General features: G+C 33.7%; 40 protein-coding genes and 1 tRNA gene. 1 reads left to right on the top strand and 40 read right to left on the bottom strand.

Translation table 11 applies throughout. The features are described from left to right. Positions 1-52: 52 nt before the first annotated feature. The 18 genes from DS742_RS14390 to DS742_RS14305 form a co-directional block, all read right to left on the bottom strand. Entirely contained in the window at positions 53-439 is a 387-nt protein-coding gene (locus tag DS742_RS14390) for a hypothetical protein (RefSeq protein WP_117417668.1), read from the bottom strand. A gap of 20 nt (positions 440-459) precedes the next feature. After that, on the bottom strand, positions 460-2,574 hold the full coding sequence (locus DS742_RS14385) for a hypothetical protein (RefSeq protein ID WP_117417667.1): 2,115 nt from the start codon (positions 2,572-2,574) through the stop codon (positions 460-462). A 130-nt stretch (positions 2,575-2,704) separates the two neighbouring features. Continuing rightward, positions 2,705-3,586 (bottom strand): ParB N-terminal domain-containing protein, encoded by an 882-nt coding sequence (locus DS742_RS14380; RefSeq protein ID WP_117417666.1) that lies wholly within the window; start codon positions 3,584-3,586, stop codon positions 2,705-2,707. Positions 3,587-3,635: 49 nt separating this feature from the next. Next, positions 3,636-3,905: a hypothetical protein gene (locus tag DS742_RS14375; RefSeq protein WP_117417665.1), complete on the bottom strand. Its 270-nt coding sequence runs from the start codon at positions 3,903-3,905 to the stop codon at positions 3,636-3,638. A 33-nt stretch (positions 3,906-3,938) separates the two neighbouring features. Further along, the gene (locus DS742_RS14370) at positions 3,939-4,196 is read right to left on the bottom strand and encodes a hypothetical protein (protein ID WP_147325796.1); all 258 of its coding nucleotides are present in this window, start codon (positions 4,194-4,196) and stop codon (positions 3,939-3,941) included. A 227-nt stretch (positions 4,197-4,423) separates the two neighbouring features. Next, positions 4,424-4,624 carry a hypothetical protein gene (locus DS742_RS14365; RefSeq protein WP_117417663.1) on the bottom strand — a complete coding sequence of 67 codons (201 nt, stop codon included), beginning with the start codon at positions 4,622-4,624 and terminating at the stop codon, positions 4,424-4,426. 14 nt (positions 4,625-4,638) lie between these two features. Next, a complete protein-coding gene (locus DS742_RS14360) occupies positions 4,639-5,001 on the bottom strand; it encodes a hypothetical protein (RefSeq protein WP_117417662.1) in 363 nt (120 codons plus the stop codon). Positions 5,002-5,014: 13 nt separating this feature from the next. Continuing rightward, entirely contained in the window at positions 5,015-5,362 is a 348-nt protein-coding gene (locus DS742_RS14355; protein ID WP_117417661.1) for a hypothetical protein, read from the bottom strand. 27 nt (positions 5,363-5,389) lie between these two features. Further along, the gene (locus tag DS742_RS14350) at positions 5,390-6,037 is read right to left on the bottom strand and encodes a hypothetical protein (RefSeq protein WP_242996483.1); all 648 of its coding nucleotides are present in this window, start codon (positions 6,035-6,037) and stop codon (positions 5,390-5,392) included. Between the two features lie 25 nt (positions 6,038-6,062). Further along, positions 6,063-7,511, bottom strand: coding sequence for a DUF262 domain-containing protein (locus DS742_RS14345; RefSeq protein ID WP_117417660.1), 1,449 nt, complete (start codon positions 7,509-7,511; stop codon positions 6,063-6,065). An 18-nt stretch (positions 7,512-7,529) separates the two neighbouring features. Beyond that, a complete protein-coding gene (locus DS742_RS14340) occupies positions 7,530-8,153 on the bottom strand; it encodes a sigma factor (RefSeq protein WP_117417659.1) in 624 nt (207 codons plus the stop codon). Between the two features lie 386 nt (positions 8,154-8,539). Next, entirely contained in the window at positions 8,540-9,172 is a 633-nt protein-coding gene (locus tag DS742_RS14330; RefSeq protein WP_117417657.1) for a hypothetical protein, read from the bottom strand. Between the two features lie 119 nt (positions 9,173-9,291). After that, positions 9,292-10,206, bottom strand: coding sequence for a DUF6551 family protein (locus DS742_RS14325; protein WP_117417656.1), 915 nt, complete (start codon positions 10,204-10,206; stop codon positions 9,292-9,294). 1 nt (position 10,207) lies between these two features. Further along, entirely contained in the window at positions 10,208-11,242 is a 1,035-nt protein-coding gene (locus tag DS742_RS14320; protein ID WP_117417655.1) for a ParB/RepB/Spo0J family partition protein, read from the bottom strand. Then, positions 11,196-12,323: a DUF262 domain-containing protein gene (locus DS742_RS14315; protein ID WP_117417654.1), complete on the bottom strand. Its 1,128-nt coding sequence runs from the start codon at positions 12,321-12,323 to the stop codon at positions 11,196-11,198. The genes DS742_RS14320 and DS742_RS14315 overlap by 47 nt, the downstream gene beginning before the upstream one ends. 48 nt (positions 12,324-12,371) lie before the next feature. Beyond that, positions 12,372-12,442 (bottom strand) — tRNA-Gln (locus DS742_RS28870). A gap of 338 nt (positions 12,443-12,780) precedes the next feature. Next, positions 12,781-13,074 (bottom strand): hypothetical protein, encoded by a 294-nt coding sequence (locus DS742_RS14310; RefSeq protein ID WP_117417653.1) that lies wholly within the window; start codon positions 13,072-13,074, stop codon positions 12,781-12,783. Then, entirely contained in the window at positions 13,071-13,451 is a 381-nt protein-coding gene (locus tag DS742_RS14305; protein ID WP_117417652.1) for a type II toxin-antitoxin system PemK/MazF family toxin, read from the bottom strand. Before DS742_RS14305 ends, DS742_RS14310 begins: the two co-directional genes overlap by 4 nt. Before the next feature lie 160 nt (positions 13,452-13,611). Here DS742_RS14305 and DS742_RS14300 point away from each other — a divergent pair, with 160 nt between their 5' ends. Next, entirely contained in the window at positions 13,612-13,884 is a 273-nt protein-coding gene (locus DS742_RS14300) for a helix-turn-helix domain-containing protein (RefSeq protein WP_117417651.1), read from the top strand. 403 nt (positions 13,885-14,287) lie between these two features. On the opposite strand, the gene DS742_RS14295 is transcribed toward DS742_RS14300, so the two are convergent. The 22 genes from DS742_RS14295 to DS742_RS14220 form a co-directional block, all read right to left on the bottom strand. After that, positions 14,288-14,758: a helix-turn-helix domain-containing protein gene (locus DS742_RS14295; protein WP_117417650.1), complete on the bottom strand. Its 471-nt coding sequence runs from the start codon at positions 14,756-14,758 to the stop codon at positions 14,288-14,290. A gap of 15 nt (positions 14,759-14,773) precedes the next feature. Next, positions 14,774-15,028 carry a DUF4160 domain-containing protein gene (locus DS742_RS14290; protein ID WP_117417649.1) on the bottom strand — a complete coding sequence of 85 codons (255 nt, stop codon included), beginning with the start codon at positions 15,026-15,028 and terminating at the stop codon, positions 14,774-14,776. 94 nt (positions 15,029-15,122) lie between these two features. Beyond that, positions 15,123-15,371: a helix-turn-helix domain-containing protein gene (locus DS742_RS14285; RefSeq protein WP_117417648.1), complete on the bottom strand. Its 249-nt coding sequence runs from the start codon at positions 15,369-15,371 to the stop codon at positions 15,123-15,125. Continuing rightward, the gene (locus tag DS742_RS14280; protein ID WP_117417647.1) at positions 15,368-15,646 is read right to left on the bottom strand and encodes a DUF6618 family protein; all 279 of its coding nucleotides are present in this window, start codon (positions 15,644-15,646) and stop codon (positions 15,368-15,370) included. Before DS742_RS14280 ends, DS742_RS14285 begins: the two co-directional genes overlap by 4 nt. 14 nt (positions 15,647-15,660) lie before the next feature. Continuing rightward, positions 15,661-16,656 (bottom strand): tyrosine-type recombinase/integrase, encoded by a 996-nt coding sequence (locus DS742_RS14275; RefSeq protein ID WP_117417646.1) that lies wholly within the window; start codon positions 16,654-16,656, stop codon positions 15,661-15,663. 19 nt (positions 16,657-16,675) lie between these two features. After that, positions 16,676-17,062 (bottom strand): hypothetical protein, encoded by a 387-nt coding sequence (locus DS742_RS14270; RefSeq protein WP_117417645.1) that lies wholly within the window; start codon positions 17,060-17,062, stop codon positions 16,676-16,678. A gap of 41 nt (positions 17,063-17,103) precedes the next feature. Next, positions 17,104-17,556, bottom strand: a complete 453-nt coding sequence (locus DS742_RS14265; RefSeq protein WP_117417644.1) for a hypothetical protein — start codon at positions 17,554-17,556, stop codon at positions 17,104-17,106. Positions 17,557-17,586: 30 nt separating this feature from the next. Further along, complete coding sequence (locus DS742_RS14260) at positions 17,587-17,883, bottom strand: hypothetical protein (protein ID WP_117417643.1); 297 nt, start codon at positions 17,881-17,883, stop codon at positions 17,587-17,589. Then, positions 17,884-18,042 (bottom strand): hypothetical protein, encoded by a 159-nt coding sequence (locus DS742_RS28865; protein ID WP_170313459.1) that lies wholly within the window; start codon positions 18,040-18,042, stop codon positions 17,884-17,886. A gap of 13 nt (positions 18,043-18,055) precedes the next feature. Then, positions 18,056-18,226 (bottom strand): hypothetical protein, encoded by a 171-nt coding sequence (locus tag DS742_RS28860; protein ID WP_170313465.1) that lies wholly within the window; start codon positions 18,224-18,226, stop codon positions 18,056-18,058. 85 nt (positions 18,227-18,311) lie between these two features. Next, complete coding sequence (locus tag DS742_RS28605; RefSeq protein ID WP_147325794.1) at positions 18,312-18,533, bottom strand: hypothetical protein; 222 nt, start codon at positions 18,531-18,533, stop codon at positions 18,312-18,314. A 112-nt stretch (positions 18,534-18,645) separates the two neighbouring features. After that, positions 18,646-18,777, bottom strand: coding sequence for a hypothetical protein (locus tag DS742_RS29785; protein ID WP_278336021.1), 132 nt, complete (start codon positions 18,775-18,777; stop codon positions 18,646-18,648). 31 nt (positions 18,778-18,808) lie between these two features. Then, a complete protein-coding gene (locus DS742_RS14255) occupies positions 18,809-19,084 on the bottom strand; it encodes a hypothetical protein (RefSeq protein ID WP_117417642.1) in 276 nt (91 codons plus the stop codon). 275 nt (positions 19,085-19,359) lie between these two features. Continuing rightward, on the bottom strand, positions 19,360-19,551 hold the full coding sequence (locus tag DS742_RS14250; protein ID WP_117417641.1) for a hypothetical protein: 192 nt from the start codon (positions 19,549-19,551) through the stop codon (positions 19,360-19,362). A gap of 146 nt (positions 19,552-19,697) precedes the next feature. Next, on the bottom strand, positions 19,698-19,823 hold the full coding sequence (locus DS742_RS29780; RefSeq protein ID WP_278336020.1) for a hypothetical protein: 126 nt from the start codon (positions 19,821-19,823) through the stop codon (positions 19,698-19,700). Then, positions 19,816-20,058 (bottom strand): hypothetical protein, encoded by a 243-nt coding sequence (locus DS742_RS14245; RefSeq protein WP_117417640.1) that lies wholly within the window; start codon positions 20,056-20,058, stop codon positions 19,816-19,818. Before DS742_RS14245 ends, DS742_RS29780 begins: the two co-directional genes overlap by 8 nt. Positions 20,059-20,088: 30 nt before the next feature. Continuing rightward, positions 20,089-20,310 (bottom strand): hypothetical protein, encoded by a 222-nt coding sequence (locus DS742_RS14240; RefSeq protein WP_117417639.1) that lies wholly within the window; start codon positions 20,308-20,310, stop codon positions 20,089-20,091. A gap of 39 nt (positions 20,311-20,349) precedes the next feature. Beyond that, on the bottom strand, positions 20,350-20,526 hold the full coding sequence (locus tag DS742_RS28855; protein ID WP_170313464.1) for a hypothetical protein: 177 nt from the start codon (positions 20,524-20,526) through the stop codon (positions 20,350-20,352). Between the two features lie 36 nt (positions 20,527-20,562). Next, a complete protein-coding gene (locus DS742_RS14235; protein ID WP_117417638.1) occupies positions 20,563-20,793 on the bottom strand; it encodes a hypothetical protein in 231 nt (76 codons plus the stop codon). A gap of 174 nt (positions 20,794-20,967) precedes the next feature. Continuing rightward, complete coding sequence (locus tag DS742_RS14230; protein ID WP_117417637.1) at positions 20,968-21,723, bottom strand: hypothetical protein; 756 nt, start codon at positions 21,721-21,723, stop codon at positions 20,968-20,970. Between the two features lie 36 nt (positions 21,724-21,759). After that, positions 21,760-22,038, bottom strand: coding sequence for a hypothetical protein (locus DS742_RS14225; protein WP_117417636.1), 279 nt, complete (start codon positions 22,036-22,038; stop codon positions 21,760-21,762). 15 nt (positions 22,039-22,053) lie between these two features. Beyond that, complete coding sequence (locus DS742_RS14220; RefSeq protein ID WP_117417635.1) at positions 22,054-22,359, bottom strand: peptidylprolyl isomerase; 306 nt, start codon at positions 22,357-22,359, stop codon at positions 22,054-22,056. Between the last annotated feature and the right edge of the window lie 16 nt (positions 22,360-22,375).

The raw sequence follows: 22,375 nt of genomic DNA, 5'->3' as shown, positions 1-22,375 counted from the left end.
AATCTTTCATATCCCGAAATTAACTTGGGGAGTCTGACCTCCCCAAATCATTTTACCCTAACTCATTTAACATCTTCTGCAAATCTTCCATTGATGCATTCTGTAAAGCTTCGTCCTGTTTAGTAGCCATAATCTGCATGATTTTCTGCTTCTTTTCTTTTTTCTCTAATGCATCTTCTCTTGCTGCTTTCTCGGCCAATTTCACTGAAACAATGTATTTTACAATCTCAATCTGATTTTCTAACACTTCATCTTCTTTAGATTTCGTACTTAGAAGGCTTTCTTCCTTTGACTGCTTAACCTGGGCATTCAATGTTTTAAACACAGAATCCAGTGCTGTTAATGAAAGATCCCATAAATCTTCAACCGATATACTACCCTTGTACGGGAACCTCATTCTTGTTTTAGTTGCTACCTCAAATAAATTTACGTTACTCATAATCACATTCTCCTTTTATTTTAAAATTTAATTTTCATAACTCTTTCAGTGGCGCCTTTTACTTTTACTACTAAATCTGCACGTTTTGTCATGCTAAATCCGATTCCTGAAAGCTGATCCTCTGTATCTTCTACATGGCATTTTGCCCCTAGTGCCTCAAAGACTCTTTTGTGTTCAACTAGTTCGTTCTTTAAAAACTCATTATAATATCCGTTTGGTTCCTCTCCATTTTTACAATCTTTCAGCATAAAAAATAAATGTCTATGACCAATACCATCCTGCTCATCAAAATAATTAGGGCTATAACAGATAACAGAAACTGGAACAAACTGGTTTGTTCTAACATTCCATATGTCAATCGGAGTGGTATCATTATCCATCATTTCGATAATTTTAAATTCTCCATTTTTCAATTCTATTTTAGCCAACGTCACCCATTCTTTATTTTGCAGTGGCTCTCTTCTAATAAATTTGTATACATTTCCTCCAAATGCAATTTCTGCCTTAAACCCTCCGCTTGTTGGATTCCTTAGATTCCAGTTATGAATTTTGAATATATACACCCCTTCTTTTAATTTATCGATTGACGGGAACGTTGTGTTTTCTACTGGAATATACCCTACGGGAGCAACATTTGTATAATCAACGTCCTGCGAGCCACCAGACGCAATGTGATTTCTATGATTCCACCCAACACGTTCATTATTTCCATAATTATCATGAATTTCTTTACCATTTTTGAATACCACATCTTGATTAGAACCAGGCATGAACACATGTAAATCCATCAACGATCCATTTCTCATACCATCATAGTTCCAACTATGAGAAAATCTAAGTGCTCCATCAACTCTACCGCCAGCATCCTTAACTCTTTGCGTAATATCGCTATCTGTGATATTGCCTGTATATGCCCAGCTCATACCATTATTCCATTTAAACATTGTTTTGGCTTCTGAATTTACAGGGGCAATCAAGGAAACAAAGTTCTTATCGTGTTTATTTTCTACAAATGCTTCAACTTCTTTTGCAGTAGGTAGAACATTCTCTACAAAATCTTTTACTGAAATTTCTTCAACTTTTGAGAATCGCTTCGGACTTACAGCTACATCTTTAGCCATATCTCCAAAAATATCACTCATTCCACCAATGCGTTTCGCAGAATCTTTATTGGAAAAGAGAATATTATTCACTGTAATATCATCAAGATTTGCAAATCTTCTCTGTAAAGAATCCATGTATCCAAGTTCTGTAATGGTTCTATGTGCTTCTTCAAGCATTTTCTTTGTAAAAATTGCCTTTGGTCTTTTATAATTTGACGGGGCTACAATCTGCTCATACTTCTTAACCGCAAGATCCAAATCCATTCCTTCACTGATATTTACAAGAAGTGTTCCAATACTGTGATTGCGGATTCTTCCAATTGCCCCACCTGCTTTTACTGATTTTTCCCATGCAAATAACTCTTTCTCTTTCTCTTTTTCAGTTTGTAATTTGTCAAATTCCTTTTTATATTTCCGGAATTCACCTAAAGCAGCTTTCCACTCTTCTCCCTTGTAAAGAGTATTGGAATTAATCAGTTCTAAAACCGTATCAATAGAATCCATGAAAATTTCATCTAACGAACGCTTGAACACATTTTTAGTATCTCTAAATCCGCCTTTAATATCTCCTTCATACCGTGAACTTCTGTCGTAAAACTTGTCCGGGAGTTCTAAAAAGAAATGATCCCATTTATGCATCTTACCGTTCATATCTTCATAGTTGAAGTCAGTACCAATTTTTTTAAATTTACTTACATAAACATCAGACACCATATGTGATTTTACAAATAAGTCCAAAGCTTCGCATACTGACTGATATATTTTATCTCCGAGATTTAATTCCCAAATTGTATGTACCTCGTTGTCTTTGATAACTACCGCATTACCAATATTCTTGATAAACTGGCGACAGCAACTGCAATCATGTTCTCTTCTTTCTCTAAAAATCTTATTTGTGCCAGCCGGGAAACTATCAAGATAGGTGTTCCATAGTTCGTCTTTGTCCACATTTACCTCAAACAAATGTGTCGAGTCCTTGCTTATTTCAGTAAACCTCTTTTGTAATTCCTCTTTAAATTTAATAAACTCCATAATATTATTCTCCTTTATATGTTTTTAATTTTCCTTTGAAAAATTTATTTCATGTCAAAAAATATTTTTAAATCTATTTTTATCATTTCTTTTGTCTCTGTTCCGTTATATAATTTGGTTTAAAATAATTTCAATTTGATTTAATCTTATTGCCATTGATATAACGAGCCTTTTTTCTGCCGCTTATTTTACAAACTTCATCCTCTAAATACATCGTGCAAGCACTTCTATATTCGAGATTTGGATATTTTGAAATAGAATACGCTTTAAATTGTTCAGGAGTAATTCCTCTTAATATTTTTATAATTGCGTTTATAACATCTTCACTATTACCGTAATTATCATACACGTCTCTCATTGCTCTTAAAACATATGTCGAATATCCATTTATTTTTTTATTAAATCCACATAAAATTAGTGTTGAAAATATAAAATCAAAGCAAGATTCTTCTCTTGATTTAATCATGTTCAGTGTTTCTGAGTAACTTCCAATTGTGTTTAGCTTTTTACTTGTCTTTTTACCAAACCCAAAATCAAATCCATATTTATTCCTTAACCGTTCAAACATTAATACGTTACAATCTCCAATTATCTTCAATGCTCCATGATTCTGTATTGGAGTCATTTTGGAACACTCTCTATTTTGATAAGCATAAAGTTCTGCTTCTTGTATCTTTCTTTTATTTTTATCATGTGATAATCCTAGCAGTACAATTGAAGAAAGATATTTTTTTGGCTTTTTTAAATTTTGGCTAGCCGTCCATCTGCCAAATCCATTTACTATGTAAAACATTCCTTCATCTTCATGTGGTACAACTGTTATTGGCTCTAATTTATTTTCATCCCAATTATCAATTAAGTTTTTTAAACTCCTTTGAGTTCTTTCCGGTGTTTGATAATCTTCATCAATTTTTAATAAATCTACAGGTATTTCATATAATGCTCTACAATCATTTTTTAATCGTAAAATTGCATTCATACAATCATCAAATCTTTGTAATTTATCTTCCAATTCTATTACCTCTCTTTTTTATTTTTCAATTAAAAGAACCAATTTAACTCTATATGTATTTCTCTATTTTTTTATAGATTTCGTTTGTTACGATATTTTTATTACTAAAATCAAACAGCCTAAACAATGTCTTGAAATAATCCTCCATACAATCGTATGGTATTTTGTTTTCTTTATAATTTCCATGTAATATTTGATCCAGATTGTAGTCTGCTATGGCTTCTCGTATATCTGATCTGTTGTTGAACACGTATTGATTTCTATATAGAAGAAATATCGAGCAAACAAATAAAGCAATGCCTACTATTAATATATTCATTTTGTTATTCCTCCTATTTCAACCTTAAAAGGTTCATTTCTTTGGTACTTTAGTTAAGTCATATTTACCACAAATTATGTCTCTAAGTTCAATTATTGATCGTTCATAATATGTCTTATTCTCTGGGTGTAGATGTTCTTGTAGATAGAGCAATTCAGAGAGTTCCTTCTCAGCATAAGACTTGGCATCTTCTACAATGTGCTTCCATGTTTTATTATAATTAATGATGTTTACTCCATATTCACATATAGGAAGACTCTTTTTCCAACGCTGCGCAATATAAAATGCCATATCCTCATCTCTTGTATATCTGCATTTTCCCCACATCTCAACAACTCTTGTTGGAACCAATTTATCAATTAATTCTGCGTGTATAACGGTTCGTAAAATTCTTCTATTTGAATACGTTCCATTTCTTGGTTGAATATTTCTTCATAGATTTGCGGTGTGATCTCGTGTTGCATAAGCACAGTAATCGCCTTTTTTAATTCACAGTCTTTCTTCCAATCTAACATTTCTTAATCCCTTTTACACAGAGCATCAATGGCTTCATTCCTACCCTTGTTTATCTTTTTAATTGCCGTGAGTGAAGCTACGTACTCTCTATTCTCATTAACCACGAATTTATAATCTTCCATGACAGCCGAATGAAGAGTCATATACACCTGTTTCTGCAATCCTTGTTTATAGATTTCTTTTAAAATCTCTTCTAAATTCATTTCCCTACCTCCAATCAATAGCTCATTTCTTTAAGCCAGTATTCAATTTCGTCAACCCAATCAGAATCATCGTATTGTGTCTTTTGATTTACCACTTCTTCTTTTTCTTTTAAGTCAAAATCAATATTATCAAACGCTATCTGTAGACATTTTGTCTGTGTAGGAGCTTCTGAACCGTCAACTATGGTCGACCCCATTGGTTCTGTTGCACAGACATAAAATCTATGTGCTTTCCAATATTCTCCATGATCTCCAACATTCCGATAATCATTTTCAAAAACTTCGATATCGTAATGATTCCAATTAGCACAGAATTCGTTACGCTTCTTGCTATTATTTTTGATATTTAATGTTTTGCCTCTGAATTTTACTCTCATATTTTTACCCGCCTCATGCCAACAATTCCTTTTCCAAATCATCTGCAATTTTTCTTAATTTCTCCATCTTATCCCTTATAAGTTGGTTGTAAATCTCTATGCATTCTTCATATGTTCTCGCAAAACATCTTGATCCAGTAGAAACCATACCAGACTGCCTTGCCGATCCATCTCTTTTTAAAAGATAAAATCGTCCATATGAAGAGCTATCTTCAGGTTTCTTAACCATACCTTTGACTGGTTTGCATATATTATGTACTACCTGCCCTCCATACCAACTATGCCTATCAAAATCAATATTATATGCACACCCATAAACTATTTCTTTGTTCTTAATATCTTTTACTTGTAACTCTGCCACCTTCTACCCTCCATTGAAATTCCGTTTTCATCCCAACAGTTCCACAACCAAATCATAATACTTTGTTCTACCCTTATACGGCACATACTTGGCAGCACTCAATTCAGCCTTGATTTTTCCAATAGTCCATTGCTGAGTAATAGCTCTCATCAGAACATCAACATAATTCATGGTCTGTTTGATGTCGCGTCGTTTCTCCTCTAAGTCATTAAGGATTCCGTCAATTTTAGTTCTAATATGAGCCGGAGGGCGCTTGTCCAGTCTAGCATGTCGGATATCCGAAATTGCAGAATCATAATAGGATAATCCACTACTCAGTACAGAATTAAAAGATTTGAGTTGATTGATATCCCATGCGGCCAGTCCAATAATATTAGTTACCTCTGATTTGATATTCTCTATAACACTATAATCAAATTCTATATCCTTTTCTTCGCAGTAAACACCACCATTGCCATGGTAGTTTACGTTCGTTTCCTCTCTGTTTCCGGTGTCTTTGTCTACCATATAATATGTACGAATCCACTTAATAGCCGATTTCTTATTCTGTAACAAGGTTCTCGCTTGTTTATATGTAAATTCTGATGCATCTATAGGTGAAGTGGTGCTGATATATTTGCCCTCTTGTAATGGATTTTTCATCACATAATTTTTACCGTCCGTCAATATGTACATGGCTATTCTCCTTTCACGCCAATCATTAAACTGCTTGCTTGTCCAACACTCGATTGTATTCCTCAAGGCTCTCTACCATATGTAAGTAATTCTGCTTTTGATCCATAAAATATGTATTATTGTTACCGGAGTAATCTGTCAGCCAATCGTCTAAGTCCTTGTCCTCTTTATAGGAATAGGCAACCATAGCCAACAAAGACTGCCGATTGTCAGGTTCTAATAACCTTGATCCAATTTTCACCGTATTGTCCAACAAATCATCAAGTGAATCAATATACAAGTCCATATTTTCATACACTAAATCTATATCTATACCAACATTTTCATTGATAAACTGTTCATCTGTCATCGGTTCATTATCCTCCTCTATATTTTCATCTTCTATTTCAGTGTCAAAATGCAAAAATTCTATCATCAGCTTTTCAAGCATGTCCAATTTCTGAATGATAACCTTTTTGTCTTTTGTCCCCTTGCCGTTATCAATCGTATCGAATGAATTATTCTCATATTCAGCAAAGGTTTTATTATGTAAGTTAGATTGGAATTCGGTTAAGAACTCTTCAATCTTCTTATCTGACAATCCAAACTGTGCACACTTATGAAAATGTGCAAACCATATAAAAGAATCTTTTATGTTAAAAATGTCATGAAACTTGTCATCTACAATATTCTCCAAACGGTTCAACAAATTTTTCAAAGTATCAAATTCTTGATCGGAGGAATTTTCATTCAGATATTTTCCAATATCTTTAGGCATCTTTTTCCACTTATCAGGATGAAACATCAACATAACAGATTCCATGACAACACGCTCGTAGGTTCCTTTTGGTTTTTCAACCTCTGGATAATCCCCACAATTTTTAAAGAAATCCAAATCCACGATATTGCGAATTTTTCTGGCATAATTATCTACGTATGTAAATGCCTTCTGTACAGCATTCATAGCCTTATGATTGTTATAACGCCTTACCAATTTCGAAATCTGTTCCATGGTGCAGTCCTGGTGAATTGCTATCTCAATCTGGTAATCATCAAATTTTTTTTGCAAAACTTTTGGTAACTCAGCAAAAGTCTTTTTCTTGATGTCAAATTTTTTTGATTCCCAGATGACATTATTCTCATCATCTTTGCAAACCTTTCCATTCTCAATTTTCTTTTCCTGATACTCAATAATACTATTCTCTATTGCAGATGAAATTTCATAATTACCATAACGGAACCAAACCAGCGAGGAACTTCTTTGCATACCATCAACGATGTATTGCTGAACCAAACTCTCGCCTAGTTCTTCTTCTCCTAAGATAATAGGAGGAATGTAATCGTCGGTCAGAACAGTGACAATTAACTCGTTGATTGCACTCTTGTCCCAGCAAAACTTTCGCTGAACGTCTTGACTGTCACTAATATCTTCTTCGTTTACTTTATCCAAGTATGACTTTAAAGCTAAAGTTTGCTTTCTGATTTTCTTTGCCACGATTATATCCTCCCATTTTTACATTAATACTTTGATGTTTTCGTAAGAACGAATTGCCTTCATGTTATCTAAATATCTTTTATTATCAATATGTAATAAGCCTTGAATCTCGTTTGAATCGTAACCCTCTGTAAGATACATGACTATTTGTTTCTGCAATTTTGAGAGCTTACTAAAATATTTCTGAATCTTATCATCATTTGAATATCCAAACTCCTCTGACAGTTCTTCTTCTATATTAAAGCTAGAAGCTACTCTTTCAGATAAATCAACTCCATCTTCCGTAGGTGCATCAATAGATATGTCTGGGATAATAATAGGATTGTTTTTCTCGTCCCTTGCAATTTTTCCGTCTTTATCCGTTTGCAAATTACATCTTTTCCAACGAGTATTATCTCTTGTCCAATCATAAAAGGCCCTCCAAGCATTCCCAATAAAGTAGGTTTGGAATTTACACTTTTTAGAGGAATCAAACGTTTTCAAACTTTCTACGAATGTTATTCTAGCGATACTGTACAAATCATCTTCATACATTTGAGGAACGTTTTTTCTTAGTATCAGAAATTTGCAGATTTTATTCAATTTTCGCATATCGTTGGACAAATATTCTTTTTCTATTTGCTCTCTTTCGAAGTTCTCCATTATGCACCTACCTATTGAAAATTGGGGAAATATAAGACAAACACTTGATTTGAACCAGAAAAACACATATAATAAGAATGCACCTGGTAATCTCGTTATTATCTGGTTGCTGAACAAGATAACGTACCGGCGCGGTGGCCAAACTTTGACGGTACGTTATCTTTCTTATTCTCTATTTCTTTATGTAATATTTCTTGAAAATTCTTACCCTTATTATAGACCCTATCATGGCACTTCGGACACTCATCATATCTTCTACGATTATTCCCATCATAGTTCGTACCAGAGGTCATTACTACTTTACACAACCTACATATCATATTGCAATCCTCCAAGGAGATAGACATATACAGAGCATGTCCGTATATGCCCGTCAAATAGAATTTCTAAACAGCAACATCTAATTCAATCTGCTTCCTTATTACCTGGCTCATTTTAATACCAGCTGCCTTATTATATACGTACTGGGCGTATCCGTCGATAATATAGCCATTTGCATCAACCACAATAGGTTTGTAGGGCTGATGACATTTCTCATCATATTCTCTGATGGTGTTGAGCTTCTCAGAGGAAACGGTACTCTTGGAAAATTTGTCCGTCACCTTTAATTCATCTGTACTTACATAATTATAAGGAACTACACAACCAAGCATTTTCTTTAACTCTTTACGGCTACAATTAACAACTATGGCTTTTACGGTATCTTGTCCAATTCCATCTGCAATCACATATGTTCGCCAACCTGTAATGAGATTATAATTACCAGATCCATCTTTGTCAGGCTGGACAATAACGACGCTGCCAATACTTAGCTCGTTAGTTTTGTAATAATTAATATGCCTTGACATATCATTTCTACGAAGTCCATCAATATGTATTTGTGACAGCAACTTGATTTTGTCCACCGGAATATCAACGATATTTTCGCTGTTGATTCGCTTAAATTCTTTGAACTTCCTATCATTATATGAAGAAATCTCCATATTATTTTTAAATCTGTCTTTTCTTGGCTTTCCCATTTTATTATTCTCCTTTTGAAATTGTATTTGTATTCTGAGACTCGCTAATACGTTTTAAACACCATGCATAATACCAATATAGCCAACTGTTCATTATATTTCCCTTATGTAAATTTTCTTTATAAGTAATCAAGCCTGTCTGCTTTTGATTTTCCACTATTGTAAATATCTGTAAGTGGTTTAAGGTACTGACGTTTAGAATCTAACTTTGTTTTAAATTTATTAAAGTCATCGATGAGTGTATCAGGAGATTTCTTTTTTAATCTCTTTACAAGAAGTTTATCGTCAATTTCTTCGCCAAATTCTGAATAGAATGTTGATAAGCCATCGATAATTCTTCCAGAACAAGCATTTTTTCGTGTACCATTATCGAAACTTTCACGAATAATACGCAACATTCTTCTGAAATTGTCTTCATCTAATGTTGACAGATAAGCTTTCCTAATAGCCGAAATGGCAACAATCTTTCCTACATTGTTATTTCTATTTTCACCGAATCCAAAGGTAAGACCCTCTTCTTCGACGATTCTATTCATATCAACCGCCCACTGCGCCCGATTCTCACCCTCCGCAAGGATTAATGCCTTTAACTGAGAGGGGTTGTCTATCGCTTTCTTATTCTCGTCCTGTGTAGCAAATAAATATGAGAGTTGCGCATCAGTAGCATTATACAAAATCTTACACGGTACAAATGGATCATCCCAATATCCTTCTGCTAAACCAGCAATACCACCATTAGTTCTATGGTTGCCATCGCATGTAGTTCTATCTCCATTATCATCAATAGCAATAGTAATAGGATCTAACCTCACTATAGACGGCTTCTTCTTAATGTTTTCAACTCTTAACGGATCGATTTTTCTTTGGAATACCGGATTCTTTAATGTCCTGATGTCCACTTTTCCTACACATACAAAGATGTTAGGAAATTCTTTGTCAAATCCGATCCTGTCATAAATCACAAGGCTGCTATCGCCCGCCTTAATCATCATGTCGATACTCTTTGCTAATTTTCTTACCGCTGTTGCTCCCATATTATTTTCCTCCTAGAAATAAATTTTTGTATCCGTTTAAATCGGATATTATTTTATTGAAGCATATTCTTAGTTCATCTATATCTTTCTCCGTGAACTGATGAATTTCTTTTTGATACATCATGCACTCAACCATACCCATAGAAAAAACATTAATATGTTTCTCTAATTTCTCCAATAACTTACTTTTCTCTATTTTTGTTCCTGGCTTGATGATTGCACCATTATTGACATAGTTATCAATAATCTCTTTTGTGGTTTTTCCTTTTAAAAATTCAGTGGAATCTACTTGTGGAACTTCCTGTTTAGGAGTTTCTGGCTCCTTGTCCTTCTTTTTAGCAGACTCAATGTATGAATAAGGACTTTTTCTTCCCATTTTAATTAGCTCAATATCATCTTCAGGTATATCTACCTTGTCGATATTTTTTGCCAGCTCTTCGGCAGTAGAGACACTTCTTTTATTTAAAACTGCCCGAACCAAGTCTGCTTCTTCTTTTCTGCCTTCATTTTCCAGTTTATCTATGACCTTTATCGTATTTATGGCTCTATCGGCTTCTCTGCCAGAACGCAATCCTATTTTTTTTGCGGTAATATCTCTGGATTTTCCTTGTTCTATTTGTTCTACAGCATGTGGCGGAACTGCCACAAGCTGAGGTCTAACCCCTCCAGTAGACGTTGCCTGTCTTTTCTTTGCGAGAGCCTCTTCAACTTCTTTTAATGCCTTGGCCTCTCTTGACTTCTGCTCGACCGTCTTTTCTCTAGTAGCATTGTCATTGATAATATACTCAATCTCTTCCTCTGGTGTTTCAAAGTCGATAACTTCTACATTGACCTCTCCGATTCCAAGTTCTATACAAGCTTTGTATCTGCTATTGCCGGCCAAAATATATCCCTCTGAATTAACCGTCAGAGTATGAACCTTTTTGCTTCTACGGATTTTTTCCACCAAATCGCTTACATCTTCGTTGTATCCGTATATTTCAGCATTTTTAGGATGCGGTTTTAAATCCGCTATTTTCATCTTGGTTGCTCTCACTACTTGCTTCTCCTTCCATTGATAACTGTATTATATATTCTCTTAATTCTTTCTGCATCGTCGCAACTCTACCCTCGACTTTCGATTTGCTGGTAGAACCTTGTCCACAAAAATCCATGTATCCAGATGTTTCAATCCAAACTTCAAACCACTTACTTAAAAACTCCGTGTATTCATCGTCTGTCAACTCATAATCAACGTCTAAATCTTCAACAGTTGCTAAATTCATAATCATTGATGGTATATGTATTTTCTTAAACTGCTTGTCCATCTCCTTGTTGTATTCAGGCAACAAGATAAATAATTTATCAAACAATTCCTTTGTACGTGCAATCAACTCATAATCTGGATTTTCACTTAATTCATTTGCATATCTCAACACTTCATTGGCACCAAAATTCTTATATTCGAATCCAGACAACAACATCATAGTCTGTAAGATACAGCTTGTTACTTCACCACGTTTTCTCTGAGTGTTGGTAAATGAGGCTCTATTTTCAAAGAAGTCACAATTTTTTATCTCTTCAATTTTGGCGGCTACATCTGTACCAAGTTTTGTATTGGCCTTCTGGGACTTCGTGAATACGCACCCATTGTTTAAGCGATAAAACTGTTCTTCAATCTGTTCATCTGTATAACCAGCAAGTAGTTTTACTTCAATTTTGTATTTATTAAAAATCTTCTGTAAAGCAGGATCTATTTTGCTGAACTTTTTCCCAGCAACAACATATGTGTTTTCTTCAAAGACTGGGTTCTTATCCTCATCAAAAGATACCGTTTTAATAACAACATCATCTGCATCTTTTGGAAGAGCAAACTTATCTTTGCTAAAATCGTATAATGTTGTAAGTCTTTGCTTACCGTCTAATACCGACATGGGAGAGAAATCCTCTGTTCCCTCTTTAATTATGTATATTTCTGGAATAAGGTATCCATTAAATACCGTATTAATTAACAATGCCTTTTGATCTTTATCAAACTGTCCGCCATCTCGTTGAATGGGATAATCAAATGTAAGCTTATTTTCGTCCATTTTCTCAATGAGATCTTCAATATTGTAATTTTGCCTTCTACTTTCCATATCACATCCCTCCTATAGATGTTTTAGTGCGATTTACGGGTAATTTAACAGCCGATGTGCGAATTGAACACACCCCAAGACATTCAAATTGTCTTGTGCTACCACTACACCAATCGGCTATGTTATATAATTCTCTTTTTAAAATGTGGAAATTCTTAGCAGAAACGCTGATTCACCTGAAAATACTTGACTATTACGAAATAGTTATGTAAAATATAATCAGGTATAGCGTTCTGCTATATTTCTTAAATAATCTTATTTTAATATGATTGTTTATGTAAAACTTAACTTTGAAAAATTGCAGTCTAACTAGTGGAGGTACGCCAATACCGATGATACTAGGTAGGCTGCAATTTTTGTTTTCCGAACATACGTTTGTTTGACTTGTTTTTGATTATACTCCGAACATATGTTTCTGTCAATTACTTTTTAAGCTTTTTTCGAACATTTGTTTGCTCTATTCTTTTTGGGGAAACAAAATGCTATGAATTATTGATTCATCCTCCTTCTCCTTTCTAATTCCATGTAGAGAGAGTGTTCCAAAACAATTATTATCTTGATATTCTATTTCATTGGCGGCTATTATTAGCAGTTTTCCGTCCTTCTTCTTACCCCTCACCGGTTTATCATGACTATAATGCATAGCTGGACTTGTAATGGAAATTCGTCCAATAATTACTGTATCACCAGGAGCTTCCATTATTTTTTTAATCGCTTCTTCTTTTGAAACCACTATAAAATCTTCGTTCATGCGAATATCTCCTCCCAATCAATTTTCTCACCATAGAAAAATGTATTAAAGCAAACCTTATTAATCATATTTCTCTGTTTCTGATCCACGACGGTTCCATATTTTCGAATTACCTCATTTTTACATATGGTTTGTGGTTGTTCACCTAGAATCATAGAGTAAGTCGATAATCCGTTCTCTGACTCTGCTTCTATGCATTCATGTACTGGCAAATATTCCTTTTTAATGATATGTGTTAAAGGCATTATAGTGATAATCTGAGCATTTGATGTACCATGCTCATTGCTCACAATCACATATGGACGTTTCTTTTTCTGTATTGAACCTGTTCCATATTCAATTTCTGCCTCTATAATATCGTATCTATGAAGTTCCATATGTCCTCCTTTCTTTTAGTGATATGTAATCATCACTATATTTACCTTTGATATTTACCATTATACTACGTCTGTATTATAATGTCAACATTATAATGCCAAATATGTATTTAATTTCCATTTATTATATGTTATACTTTCTAATGTGAGGTATATAAAAATGAGATTAAATATAAAAGATAAAATGAAAGAAAAAAATCTTAATCGTCACCAGCTTTCTATGCTTATTAATGTTGGGTATCCCACTATAAATGCAATTTATAATGGGAAAACTGCAAGTATAAGTTTTGAAATCCTTGAGTCAATTTGCAGAGTCTTGGAATGTACCCCCAACGATATCATCATATCTGATGATCCAACAGTAAGCCGATTACTCCTATATGCTGACAAGATACAACGCGACGAACAAAAAGAAAAAGACGATAGTGAATAACTTATCGTCTTTACATATTTATAAATGGAGATAGAAAAAGCATAATTATTCTGGATGGGCGGTGTATCCATCATCTCAGGTACTCCTTACAGAGTGCGTCAGGAACCATTTCCGACCTCAAAATAATTATGCCTGTTACTATTGTCTTCTCTTTATGCTGTTAAATTTTCCATTAAATCATCTTCTGTTGAATTAAGTAATTCTTGGCAATCCACGACAATCCCTTGTGCATTAAGGTTGAATTATCCCAATCAATTAATTTAATGATATCTTTGGCAATCTGACTAGCATTATTTTTGTCTATTTCTTTAGAAAACTTTACGACGTAATCAGCAAGTTCTTTTTCTACAAAGTCTTTATCATTTCTACTCTTATTATCCCAATTGTTTATAACGATACCTCCTCACTTGCCTACAAAATTAAATTCAATTCTCATTCCGAGTCCTTCCGCTAGTCTTTCTAACGTACTCAATGATGGATTAGCATTTCCATTTTCAATTTTACTTATATCTCCCTGAGTAATCCCTGCTCTTTTAGACAAATCCCTTTGTGTTATATTGCAAATTTCTCTTGCTGAAATCAGCTTAGTGGCAAAACTTTGCTTGATGTCAATTAAATGTTTCTTTTCAGTATTAATTCCGTTATCCCAAATTTCTTCTGCGTCTAAATCCAAATCATCATTCCATGAAACTCCATATCCTCCAGTGTCAATCTGCACTCCATTAAATAAATCAAAAGATCTTTCTAACTCACGAAGTTGAGGAAAAACAGTAAATAACTGCTTGATATCATACATTTTTTCTGTACCGTCTTGAAATATAGCGAGCAATATTAAATCATTTAATGCCCTTACACTTTTTAGTTTATGAGACATAATATCACCTCCATATTATTTAACCGGTGGTAACACTTCAAATTTCTGTGTTTCCCACATTATATATAATCTATCTCTATAAAAATCTATAAACTCTTTTATATGCACTTGTCCTTTTTGAGGAATATCACCCTCAAACATTTCTCCATCTTCTAAGGAAAACATACCAATATATTCCCCATAAATTGCATGAATATGAGGAGGGTTATGCTCTTTTTGTCTCAGATACATCTTTATCACAATCCCATAGAATCTTGAAATAACTGGCATTTTACCATTTCTCCTTTGTTGTTCTACAACCATTATATAGGATATATCATATATTGTCAAATTGATTTTTAATAAGAGCCCTACTATTTCTCTCTTATTCCATCATTTTGTCTTCCAATGTCCCCATCTGAAGAGTAGCATCTAACCCTTCTAAAATTTTTAGAAATGTGAATAATCTGGGATACGATGTACCGTTTTCCATTTTTGTGATTACAGATAAATTGACTCCGCTTAATTGAGCAAGTTCCCTTTGAGTCATACCCTTCTCTTTTCTTATCTCAATCACTTGCTCAAAAAGACGAGCGCTTAATCTGTCACCTATATCAATTGATTCTTCGTTCATTGTATTCTCTCCTTTGAATATTCCGCAATCGCTAAAGCAATCTGTTTAGCTGCTTTCTTACTTTTCAGCGCCCTTCCAATACTCTCGGTATTCCAAAACACATCATCAAAGGTTCCTAATTCACCGCCCACATTCCACCCAGGAATAGAAAAGAATCCACCGTTGACGTACTTTCCAAAAATCACACTATAGTAATTTCCATTGTATTCTATGCCGATGTGGTGCATTCGTTCGATATGTTTGTTTCCACAATAAGTTATTTTGTAATCTGACATAATTTATTCCTCCTTTACATATTCGCTAATTTATCCAATGAACGACTCGCGCCACTGTCATAAACCGATTTCATAACCTTGTCAGATTTCCATCTGCCCTGCTCCTGAACAAAAGTAGGATCATTTGTTTCTCTTTGAAGAACAGTGGTATATTCATGACGCATCATATGTGGCGTTAATTTGCCATTTGAATAATTTTTAAACATACTTTGGATATTATCTTCATTCATACGCTTTCCGTTTTTATTCAGAAAAACAGCTTTTGTGTCTATGATATTGTCAATTTTGTTTCTGTACTCAAACCATTCCGACAATGCGGCTGTAGCGTCTTTAGTAAGATACACAATATCTTTTCCTTTATCTGTATAGTCATAGGTTCCTTTACTAATTACAAGAATATAAGGGTGTTCCTCTTCTAGGAATACGTTATCAATATCTAGTCCAGCAAGTTCGGACTCCCTTAGTCCAGTACCTCTTAATACTCTAAATACAATAATGTTCCTTATGCGAACAAATTCATCTGGTTTACTAAGTATCTTCTCTATCATCTCCTGAATATCTTCGTATAAGGGCATTTTTTCCATTTTTCTTCTATTTGTTTTGGCCTGTTTGAACTCCTCTGATTTGACCATATGCACAATATTATCATCGAGATAATGTTCCTCTTTTAAATACTCCCAAAAACTCCCCAACTGATTTTTTTGAGTATTTAACGTACTAAGAGAAATCTTCTTTTCATATTTCAGATGCTCAAAGTAAGAAATCATTTTAGCTGTCCTGATGTTTTTAATATCTTCTGTTATAATTTCACTTATTTTATCTCTTTTGATATAATCGTTTTCCATCAACCATATCAGCATATTTTTTATAGTTGACCAATAATTAAGTCTTGCCGATCTACTAGCGATACGAGGAAAGAAATCGCAAATAAACTCCGGCACATTTTCTTCCTCGAATTTACGTTGCAACTTCTCGGCATTCCTTTTTTGAACTTCCTCTTTATAACACATATGAATTTCCCCTTAAATCTCAAATTTCATCTTTTAATTTTATCTGATAAATATCTTCAATCCAACCTCTGATTGTACCGCCATACCCAATTAGATTATTCCAGTTACATACAGAATTCAAAATATCTTCCCTATCCATTTGGAATATTTCTAAGTCCATGCTGGTATCCATTTCATTTAAACCCAGATTTCTTCGTACATCTCTCATAATACTTTCCGGATATTTCATTTTTTCCTTGTCAACATATGCCTCATATCTCTTGATTCTCTTAACCACGTCTTCTGCGCCAACAATTAACTCCAAATCAGATAATTTATCAAACTGATTAAAGTTTAAAGTGCATAGAGATAAATCATTTTTATCTAAAATATCCTTAGCTATATTAAATCTTTCTCGACTTGTCATAATCACCCTCCATTTTTCTATTTAAAATAATCAATTCATCTTTATATAATACGCTTTTGCAAAAGATACTCAATGTCTTTAACATACACATTTTCTGCGTCCACGATAGTTAATTTCCCGTTTCTATCGTATCCAGCATTATCTGAGTAGTCAAGCCATTCTATATATTTCAGTGCATTCTTCATTGCATCTCCACCAGTATTTGCTTTCTCTGCAACATACCAGTACCCGTTTTCATCAGCATCGATTATTCTATTAAATTTTATTTTTGACGAACTTTCTCTTAGATAATTCCATAACCTAATCTCATTCTGATTGTACATACTGGCTATGGCGGATTTAGCAACCTTTAAAATATAGTCTCCCATGTCATAAACAATACGATTATTCCCTTCTCCTAATACCGGCAGACAACAATCAATTTGTATTGGGTTATTATCTTCGTTTAAAGTCATAACCAATTTATCTTGAAATCTGATATTAAAAGTGTTCATTTCCCTCCAATCTCCTTTGAAACAATCCTTCTATTGTAAATCCTTAACAGAGACATATTCATTTCCAAGTGTTCCATCTTTGCAAATCCAGATATCTTCAGTCTCACACAATTCCAACTCAGTTCTATTCCCAGTTATCGAAGTCCAACCAGCAGAGAATACTTTAGAACCAAGTCCAGTTAATTCACATTTCTTGTTCCCATCAGCAATACCCTTACATCTGCATATTACTCTAAACTGATTGTGATATATTTCTTTATCGGATAATTGCTTAATCTTTTGGAGCATTCCATAAGGTAAGCTTGTGTTTGTTCCTAATACTTTCATTTACAACACTCCATTTCTCTTTAAAATCTGTTTCACCGTTTTATTATCAATACAAAACACGGCAGCAACTCTCTTTATGTCATTAAATTGCTGATATTCCTTTATAATATCCTCATCAGTAAATGTATAATCCACCGGTTCATTCATATAATTATCCATATTTTCTCCAATTCTATGATGCTTTTCTATCCCATCTCTCAGGGTGCATTCTTCCGTACCAACACTTTAGCTCTTCCAATGTCATCACATGTACATTCCCTCTAAATCTAACTGTCATCATATGCTCACCACAACAATCAAATTCTGAAAGCACCTCATATCTATCATTATATTTCTTTTTCACGTATTTTTTTCTCCTTCATTATACTATTTCTCCATTATAAAAGCCACCAGATTTTAATTTATCCAGTGGCCTTCAGCTCATATAATCAATCCTTTTTATCATAGTAACCTTGCTCTAATCTTCTCCTCATCTCCCATTTGGTATATTTTCCGGATAAATTATCTCTTGTCAGAGCATCTAAATCCTTTGGTTTGTTTGATGGTTCAAAAACTCCCGTTGCAAATAATAAATCTGTTATTAATCCCATAATGTAAATCTCCTTTTCGTTTTTTATTTTTATTGTAACACTTTTTACTCTATATTCCAATCAAATATCTCTTCTATTGGACACTTATTTGTCTCAACCACCTATCTGCGGCCTCTCTGTATACATCTATAGTAAGACGCATTAATCTCTCAATTCCCACCGTATTTGAATACTATGTGTCGGCATATCTCAAGATCATCTTACTATTTGTAGCACCCACTCTTTCAAAATCGTTGATTTCCGAAATTAATTTCCTTAACTCTGTATCAGGCATTTTCTCTAAAAATAGTTTATTGTTGTTCATATCACCTTCTCCTTTCAGTTCGTGCTTCTAATTAGGCTTCTGGATACAACGTATAACAAAAAGCCATTACTTCATCTACCGGATTGATTACTACATAATAAAATGTTCTTCCATTCCATTCACATTTCAGTACATCGTTTGACTTTGTTGCAATATTCACATGTACAAAGCTATCCCCTATTCCGTATCTCAAATCTGAATCAATACCTATAAGCTGCTTGATCTCAGTGTCATCACCATCTTTTTGAATCCATATCATGTCCTCATCTTTTAAGGTTTTTACATAATCCATCTTATAATCGCCCATTCCGCCTTCTCCTTTCAAATCAGCATTTTATATTATTTAATTTAATTTTTAACCCTATCATTGGTAATGGACAGATATATATGGTTTTATTTGTCTTGTCAATATATAATCCTATCCATAAATCATACCAACGAAAGAAAGGTCTAACGTACAACCTTTTTACTTTTCTCCATTTTTCAAGTTCTTCTGTTTTGCAAATACACCTTTTTCTAAAAGGAATTCCTTTTGTATAGGCGATATTACACGTTACGCAACTCTTATTTTTAATCATATACCTACAAACTATTCTGATTTATAAGTTCCTCCGTACTCATCATACCTTCCCACCAACACACGATAGTAGGCCGTTCCTCTGATCCGTTCATATACTCCTCTAGTTGCTTTCCAAAATAATTAAGCATATCATCATCAAAAACTGTCTTTAGCTTTTCAAAATCCCTACATTGTTCTAATTCTCTATATCCCATGTAAACACCTCCCTTTATACAATCAACCGCTAATTATATGCGGTAAGCGACAACCATTACAGGCTGCCGGTAAATGCCTTGCTGCCATTTGCTGGCTACGGCTTTTATAATCTGATTCCAGATAACCGACAAGGCTATGTATGCCATTACACAAGAGCCATATGTAGCTCATACACCTCTTTAAATGACTTACATGTTACAATATAGACGTTGTTAATATAAACCTCTACAAAGCCATTTTGGGCGATCTTATAGTAAAATTTCCTACTCATTACAACCTCCAATTTGTGATAATAAAACAGCACTTACAACCAGGGCTATAAGTGCAATTCCTCCGTTTGCGTCCTGATCTGATAGCAAAAAGGGTATAAAAATAGAAAGCACGATTAAAATGCTTCCCATGATTTTTTGAAATATAATTTGATTTCTTTTTCGTTTTCTCCGTTCTATATGCTGATAACTATATGACTCATTATAGCGATCCCCTGAACTTCTTACAGATTCCATAGATTATCCCTCCTTAAAATGTGCTTTTTATTACCAATTAATATCTTTTATCATATTGTAGTAGTATGGCTCTACCATGCTAACCCATATTAAAACTCCATGATCTTCTGGATAATAAAGAATACATTCAACGATGCACTCGCAATTTTTCCATAAGCTAGGCTTCAAAACAATTCTGTCACCCTTCTGAGGGATAAAATCAATTACTCCCACATTCTTTTTAGATGCCTTATCAATTACAAAAATATTCATACCTTACTTTCTCCTTTCGCTACCTATGAATCCTGTTTTCTATTTACATTCTGGATTGCTTAATAAATATTCTGCATCTCTATCAATATTTAAAACTTCGTTAGCTGTTAGATTTGCCGCGAGCCGATCACATCCAGTAAGCATCATAATTCTATTTTCCATAATCGTCATAACATTATTATGAACGTTTTTTAGTTCTTCTCTTGTTAATGTCATATTAATGACCTCCTTTGAAATCTATTTTTCATCGTGTTACTCTTGATAAACTACTTTAGTAATCTTTTTCATTATCATGTTTATTTTATCAACTTCGTTAGATAATTCTGGACAAGTACAATAATCAAATTGAATTGCATCTTCTGATTTTTTAAAAGTTCCATTGTTTATTTCGTTAATTCTTTCAAAACAATCATTTAAAAGTTCATTACATTGTTTCAATTGGCTAATTGTAAAACTTGTTCCATTGTTGCTACTTAATTTCATATTACCACCTACACCCTTCCTAAAAAGCATAAGCCGTGTACATATGCAAACCTTCTTGCTTCGTCTACAGATTTAAATTTGTGTAAATATTCTTTTCCATTACAATCATTAAATTTATAAGTTGTCATATATTAACCTTCTTTCTGTGTCATATGACACGATAAAATTTTCCTTTCAACTGGCTTTTACGTAATTCTTGTCGTTTTCTAGTAACAAAATATAATTCACTAACGCTTCATATAGCTTCATAGGGATTCTGTCTTTATATTCATTTGCCACCCTCTTAATATCACCCTCTTTTTCTGTTGCATAATGAGAAAATGCTTCCTCTATGGTGCTAAATATCCCCAACTCTACATGATCATACTTGGCTGAATACCCATATTTTGTTCTGGTTATTCCGTTTGGCAACCCTCTTTTGTTTGGTTTATTCAGAAGAAGCATGTTTATCCTTTGTGGAACAAAAATACATCGTTCTGGACTGTATATCTTATTACCAGGAACCAATATATCCTTATCTAAATGCATTCTCTTTCCATCATTCAAAGTATAATAGTTTTTACTATACCACTTTGCAAAACTCTGATAATTATGCCATTCTCTACATACCGTACAATTCATGTAGTAAGCAGGGTATCTTTTCTTCGCTCCTGTGTCATAACATCTCATAATCATTGTGCGCCATGTGTCATACTCTGGATTGGTTAATCTACTTGCGGTATATGAACCCTCTCCAATATATCCCACCCCGTATATGGACTTATGATAAGGATTTTGTATGCTTCCAGTTTTAAAGTTAGTATAAACGGTTTCCTTTTTGTATTTAAACCAATCTTGAAATTCAACAACTATAGTACTTTTATTATCTTGGACAATTTTCATTAAATCGCCCTTGTGATTTAGTTTTTCTTCTCCTACTCTGTTTTTCATTCTACCTCCGTTAATTATTCAAAGGAAATTCGTCATTCATCTAAATACCGCAATATTAAATTCATCTAATGACAAAAATATAGTACGTCCATTTTCTAAACTTCTTAAAATTACACGTTCTTCATCTTTTGCTAAAATACAATAATTTTCACCGTCACAAGCAATTAATTCACTTCTTGTATCATCTGGATCATGAGTTCTTAAATCATAATATTCGCTATCTTCATCACTATAAAAGTCAATGTAACCTCCATAGCGTAAATCAGATCCATTTTCTAAATATAATTCTTTAAAACTAACACATACTTTTTCCATGATATTTTCCTCCAATCATTCAAAAACGAAGGACATTACCAGATTTTCCGGTTTATGTTCTCCGTTATAAAGCGTACATATTCCATTATTAAATTCCCAAGCTGAAGCTTTACCATATTCAAGCCAGGAACCTTTTCCACCATTGGCAAGAGTTACTCTGTTTTCTGGTTCATTCGGTACAATAGTATATATTGCGTTGGTTTGAATTACATTGCCTTTGCGTTTCTGTCCTATAAATTCCGGTACTCTGTGATTCTTTATGATAAATATGTTACCCGCTGCGATAGATTTCTTCAATTGTGATAAGTTTTTAATTTCCATTTGTATTATACCTCCG

The organism is Lacrimispora amygdalina (assembly GCF_003432035.1).
Taxonomy (GTDB): Bacteria; Bacillota; Clostridia; order Lachnospirales; family Lachnospiraceae; genus Lacrimispora; species Lacrimispora amygdalina.
Note: the sequence above shows the minus strand (reverse complement) of the source record. Positions and strands in the feature narration are given on the sequence as shown.

Coding starts and splice junctions, on each gene's coding strand:
- DS742_RS14240 (WP_117417639.1), bottom strand. CDS start 20,310: ATGAATATTTTTGTAATTGATAAGGCATCTAAAAAGAATGTGGGAGTA.
- DS742_RS14390 (WP_117417668.1), bottom strand. CDS start 439: ATGAGTAACGTAAATTTATTTGAGGTAGCAACTAAAACAAGAATGAGG.
- DS742_RS14330 (WP_117417657.1), bottom strand. CDS start 9,172: ATGGGAAAGCCAAGAAAAGACAGATTTAAAAATAATATGGAGATTTCT.
- DS742_RS14315 (WP_117417654.1), bottom strand. CDS start 12,323: ATGGAAAGTAGAAGGCAAAATTACAATATTGAAGATCTCATTGAGAAA.
- DS742_RS14270 (WP_117417645.1), bottom strand. CDS start 17,062: ATGACAAGTCGAGAAAGATTTAATATAGCTAAGGATATTTTAGATAAA.
- DS742_RS14375 (WP_117417665.1), bottom strand. CDS start 3,905: ATGAATATATTAATAGTAGGCATTGCTTTATTTGTTTGCTCGATATTT.
- DS742_RS14295 (WP_117417650.1), bottom strand. CDS start 14,758: ATGTCTCATAAACTAAAAAGTGTAAGGGCATTAAATGATTTAATATTG.
- DS742_RS14275 (WP_117417646.1), bottom strand. CDS start 16,656: ATGTGTTATAAAGAGGAAGTTCAAAAAAGGAATGCCGAGAAGTTGCAA.
- DS742_RS28855 (WP_170313464.1), bottom strand. CDS start 20,526: ATGACATTAACAAGAGAAGAACTAAAAAACGTTCATAATAATGTTATG.
- DS742_RS14220 (WP_117417635.1), bottom strand. CDS start 22,359: ATGGAAATTAAAAACTTATCACAATTGAAGAAATCTATCGCAGCGGGT.
- DS742_RS14250 (WP_117417641.1), bottom strand. CDS start 19,551: ATGGGATATAGAGAATTAGAACAATGTAGGGATTTTGAAAAGCTAAAG.
- DS742_RS14385 (WP_117417667.1), bottom strand. CDS start 2,574: ATGGAGTTTATTAAATTTAAAGAGGAATTACAAAAGAGGTTTACTGAA.
- DS742_RS14370 (WP_147325796.1), bottom strand. CDS start 4,196: ATGGCATTTTATATTGCGCAGCGTTGGAAAAAGAGTCTTCCTATATGT.
- DS742_RS14285 (WP_117417648.1), bottom strand. CDS start 15,371: ATGAACGAAGAATCAATTGATATAGGTGACAGATTAAGCGCTCGTCTT.
- DS742_RS14265 (WP_117417644.1), bottom strand. CDS start 17,556: ATGAACACTTTTAATATCAGATTTCAAGATAAATTGGTTATGACTTTA.
- DS742_RS14280 (WP_117417647.1), bottom strand. CDS start 15,646: ATGTCAGATTACAAAATAACTTATTGTGGAAACAAACATATCGAACGA.
- DS742_RS14310 (WP_117417653.1), bottom strand. CDS start 13,074: ATGAACGAAGATTTTATAGTGGTTTCAAAAGAAGAAGCGATTAAAAAA.
- DS742_RS28865 (WP_170313459.1), bottom strand. CDS start 18,042: ATGGATAATTATATGAATGAACCGGTGGATTATACATTTACTGATGAG.
- DS742_RS14300 (WP_117417651.1), top strand. CDS start 13,612: ATGAGATTAAATATAAAAGATAAAATGAAAGAAAAAAATCTTAATCGT.
- DS742_RS14325 (WP_117417656.1), bottom strand. CDS start 10,206: ATGGGAGCAACAGCGGTAAGAAAATTAGCAAAGAGTATCGACATGATG.
- DS742_RS14255 (WP_117417642.1), bottom strand. CDS start 19,084: ATGGGCGATTATAAGATGGATTATGTAAAAACCTTAAAAGATGAGGAC.
- DS742_RS14305 (WP_117417652.1), bottom strand. CDS start 13,451: ATGGAACTTCATAGATACGATATTATAGAGGCAGAAATTGAATATGGA.
- DS742_RS14260 (WP_117417643.1), bottom strand. CDS start 17,883: ATGAAAGTATTAGGAACAAACACAAGCTTACCTTATGGAATGCTCCAA.
- DS742_RS14340 (WP_117417659.1), bottom strand. CDS start 8,153: ATGGAGAACTTCGAAAGAGAGCAAATAGAAAAAGAATATTTGTCCAAC.
- DS742_RS29780 (WP_278336020.1), bottom strand. CDS start 19,823: ATGAGTAGGAAATTTTACTATAAGATCGCCCAAAATGGCTTTGTAGAG.
- DS742_RS29785 (WP_278336021.1), bottom strand. CDS start 18,777: ATGAACAACAATAAACTATTTTTAGAGAAAATGCCTGATACAGAGTTA.
- DS742_RS14290 (WP_117417649.1), bottom strand. CDS start 15,028: ATGCCAGTTATTTCAAGATTCTATGGGATTGTGATAAAGATGTATCTG.
- DS742_RS14235 (WP_117417638.1), bottom strand. CDS start 20,793: ATGAAATTAAGTAGCAACAATGGAACAAGTTTTACAATTAGCCAATTG.
- DS742_RS14350 (WP_242996483.1), bottom strand. CDS start 6,037: ATGTACATATTGACGGACGGTAAAAATTATGTGATGAAAAATCCATTA.
- DS742_RS14245 (WP_117417640.1), bottom strand. CDS start 20,058: ATGGAATCTGTAAGAAGTTCAGGGGATCGCTATAATGAGTCATATAGT.
- DS742_RS14365 (WP_117417663.1), bottom strand. CDS start 4,624: ATGAATTTAGAAGAGATTTTAAAAGAAATCTATAAACAAGGATTGCAG.
- DS742_RS14230 (WP_117417637.1), bottom strand. CDS start 21,723: ATGAAAAACAGAGTAGGAGAAGAAAAACTAAATCACAAGGGCGATTTA.
- DS742_RS14225 (WP_117417636.1), bottom strand. CDS start 22,038: ATGGAAAAAGTATGTGTTAGTTTTAAAGAATTATATTTAGAAAATGGA.
- DS742_RS14360 (WP_117417662.1), bottom strand. CDS start 5,001: ATGAGAGTAAAATTCAGAGGCAAAACATTAAATATCAAAAATAATAGC.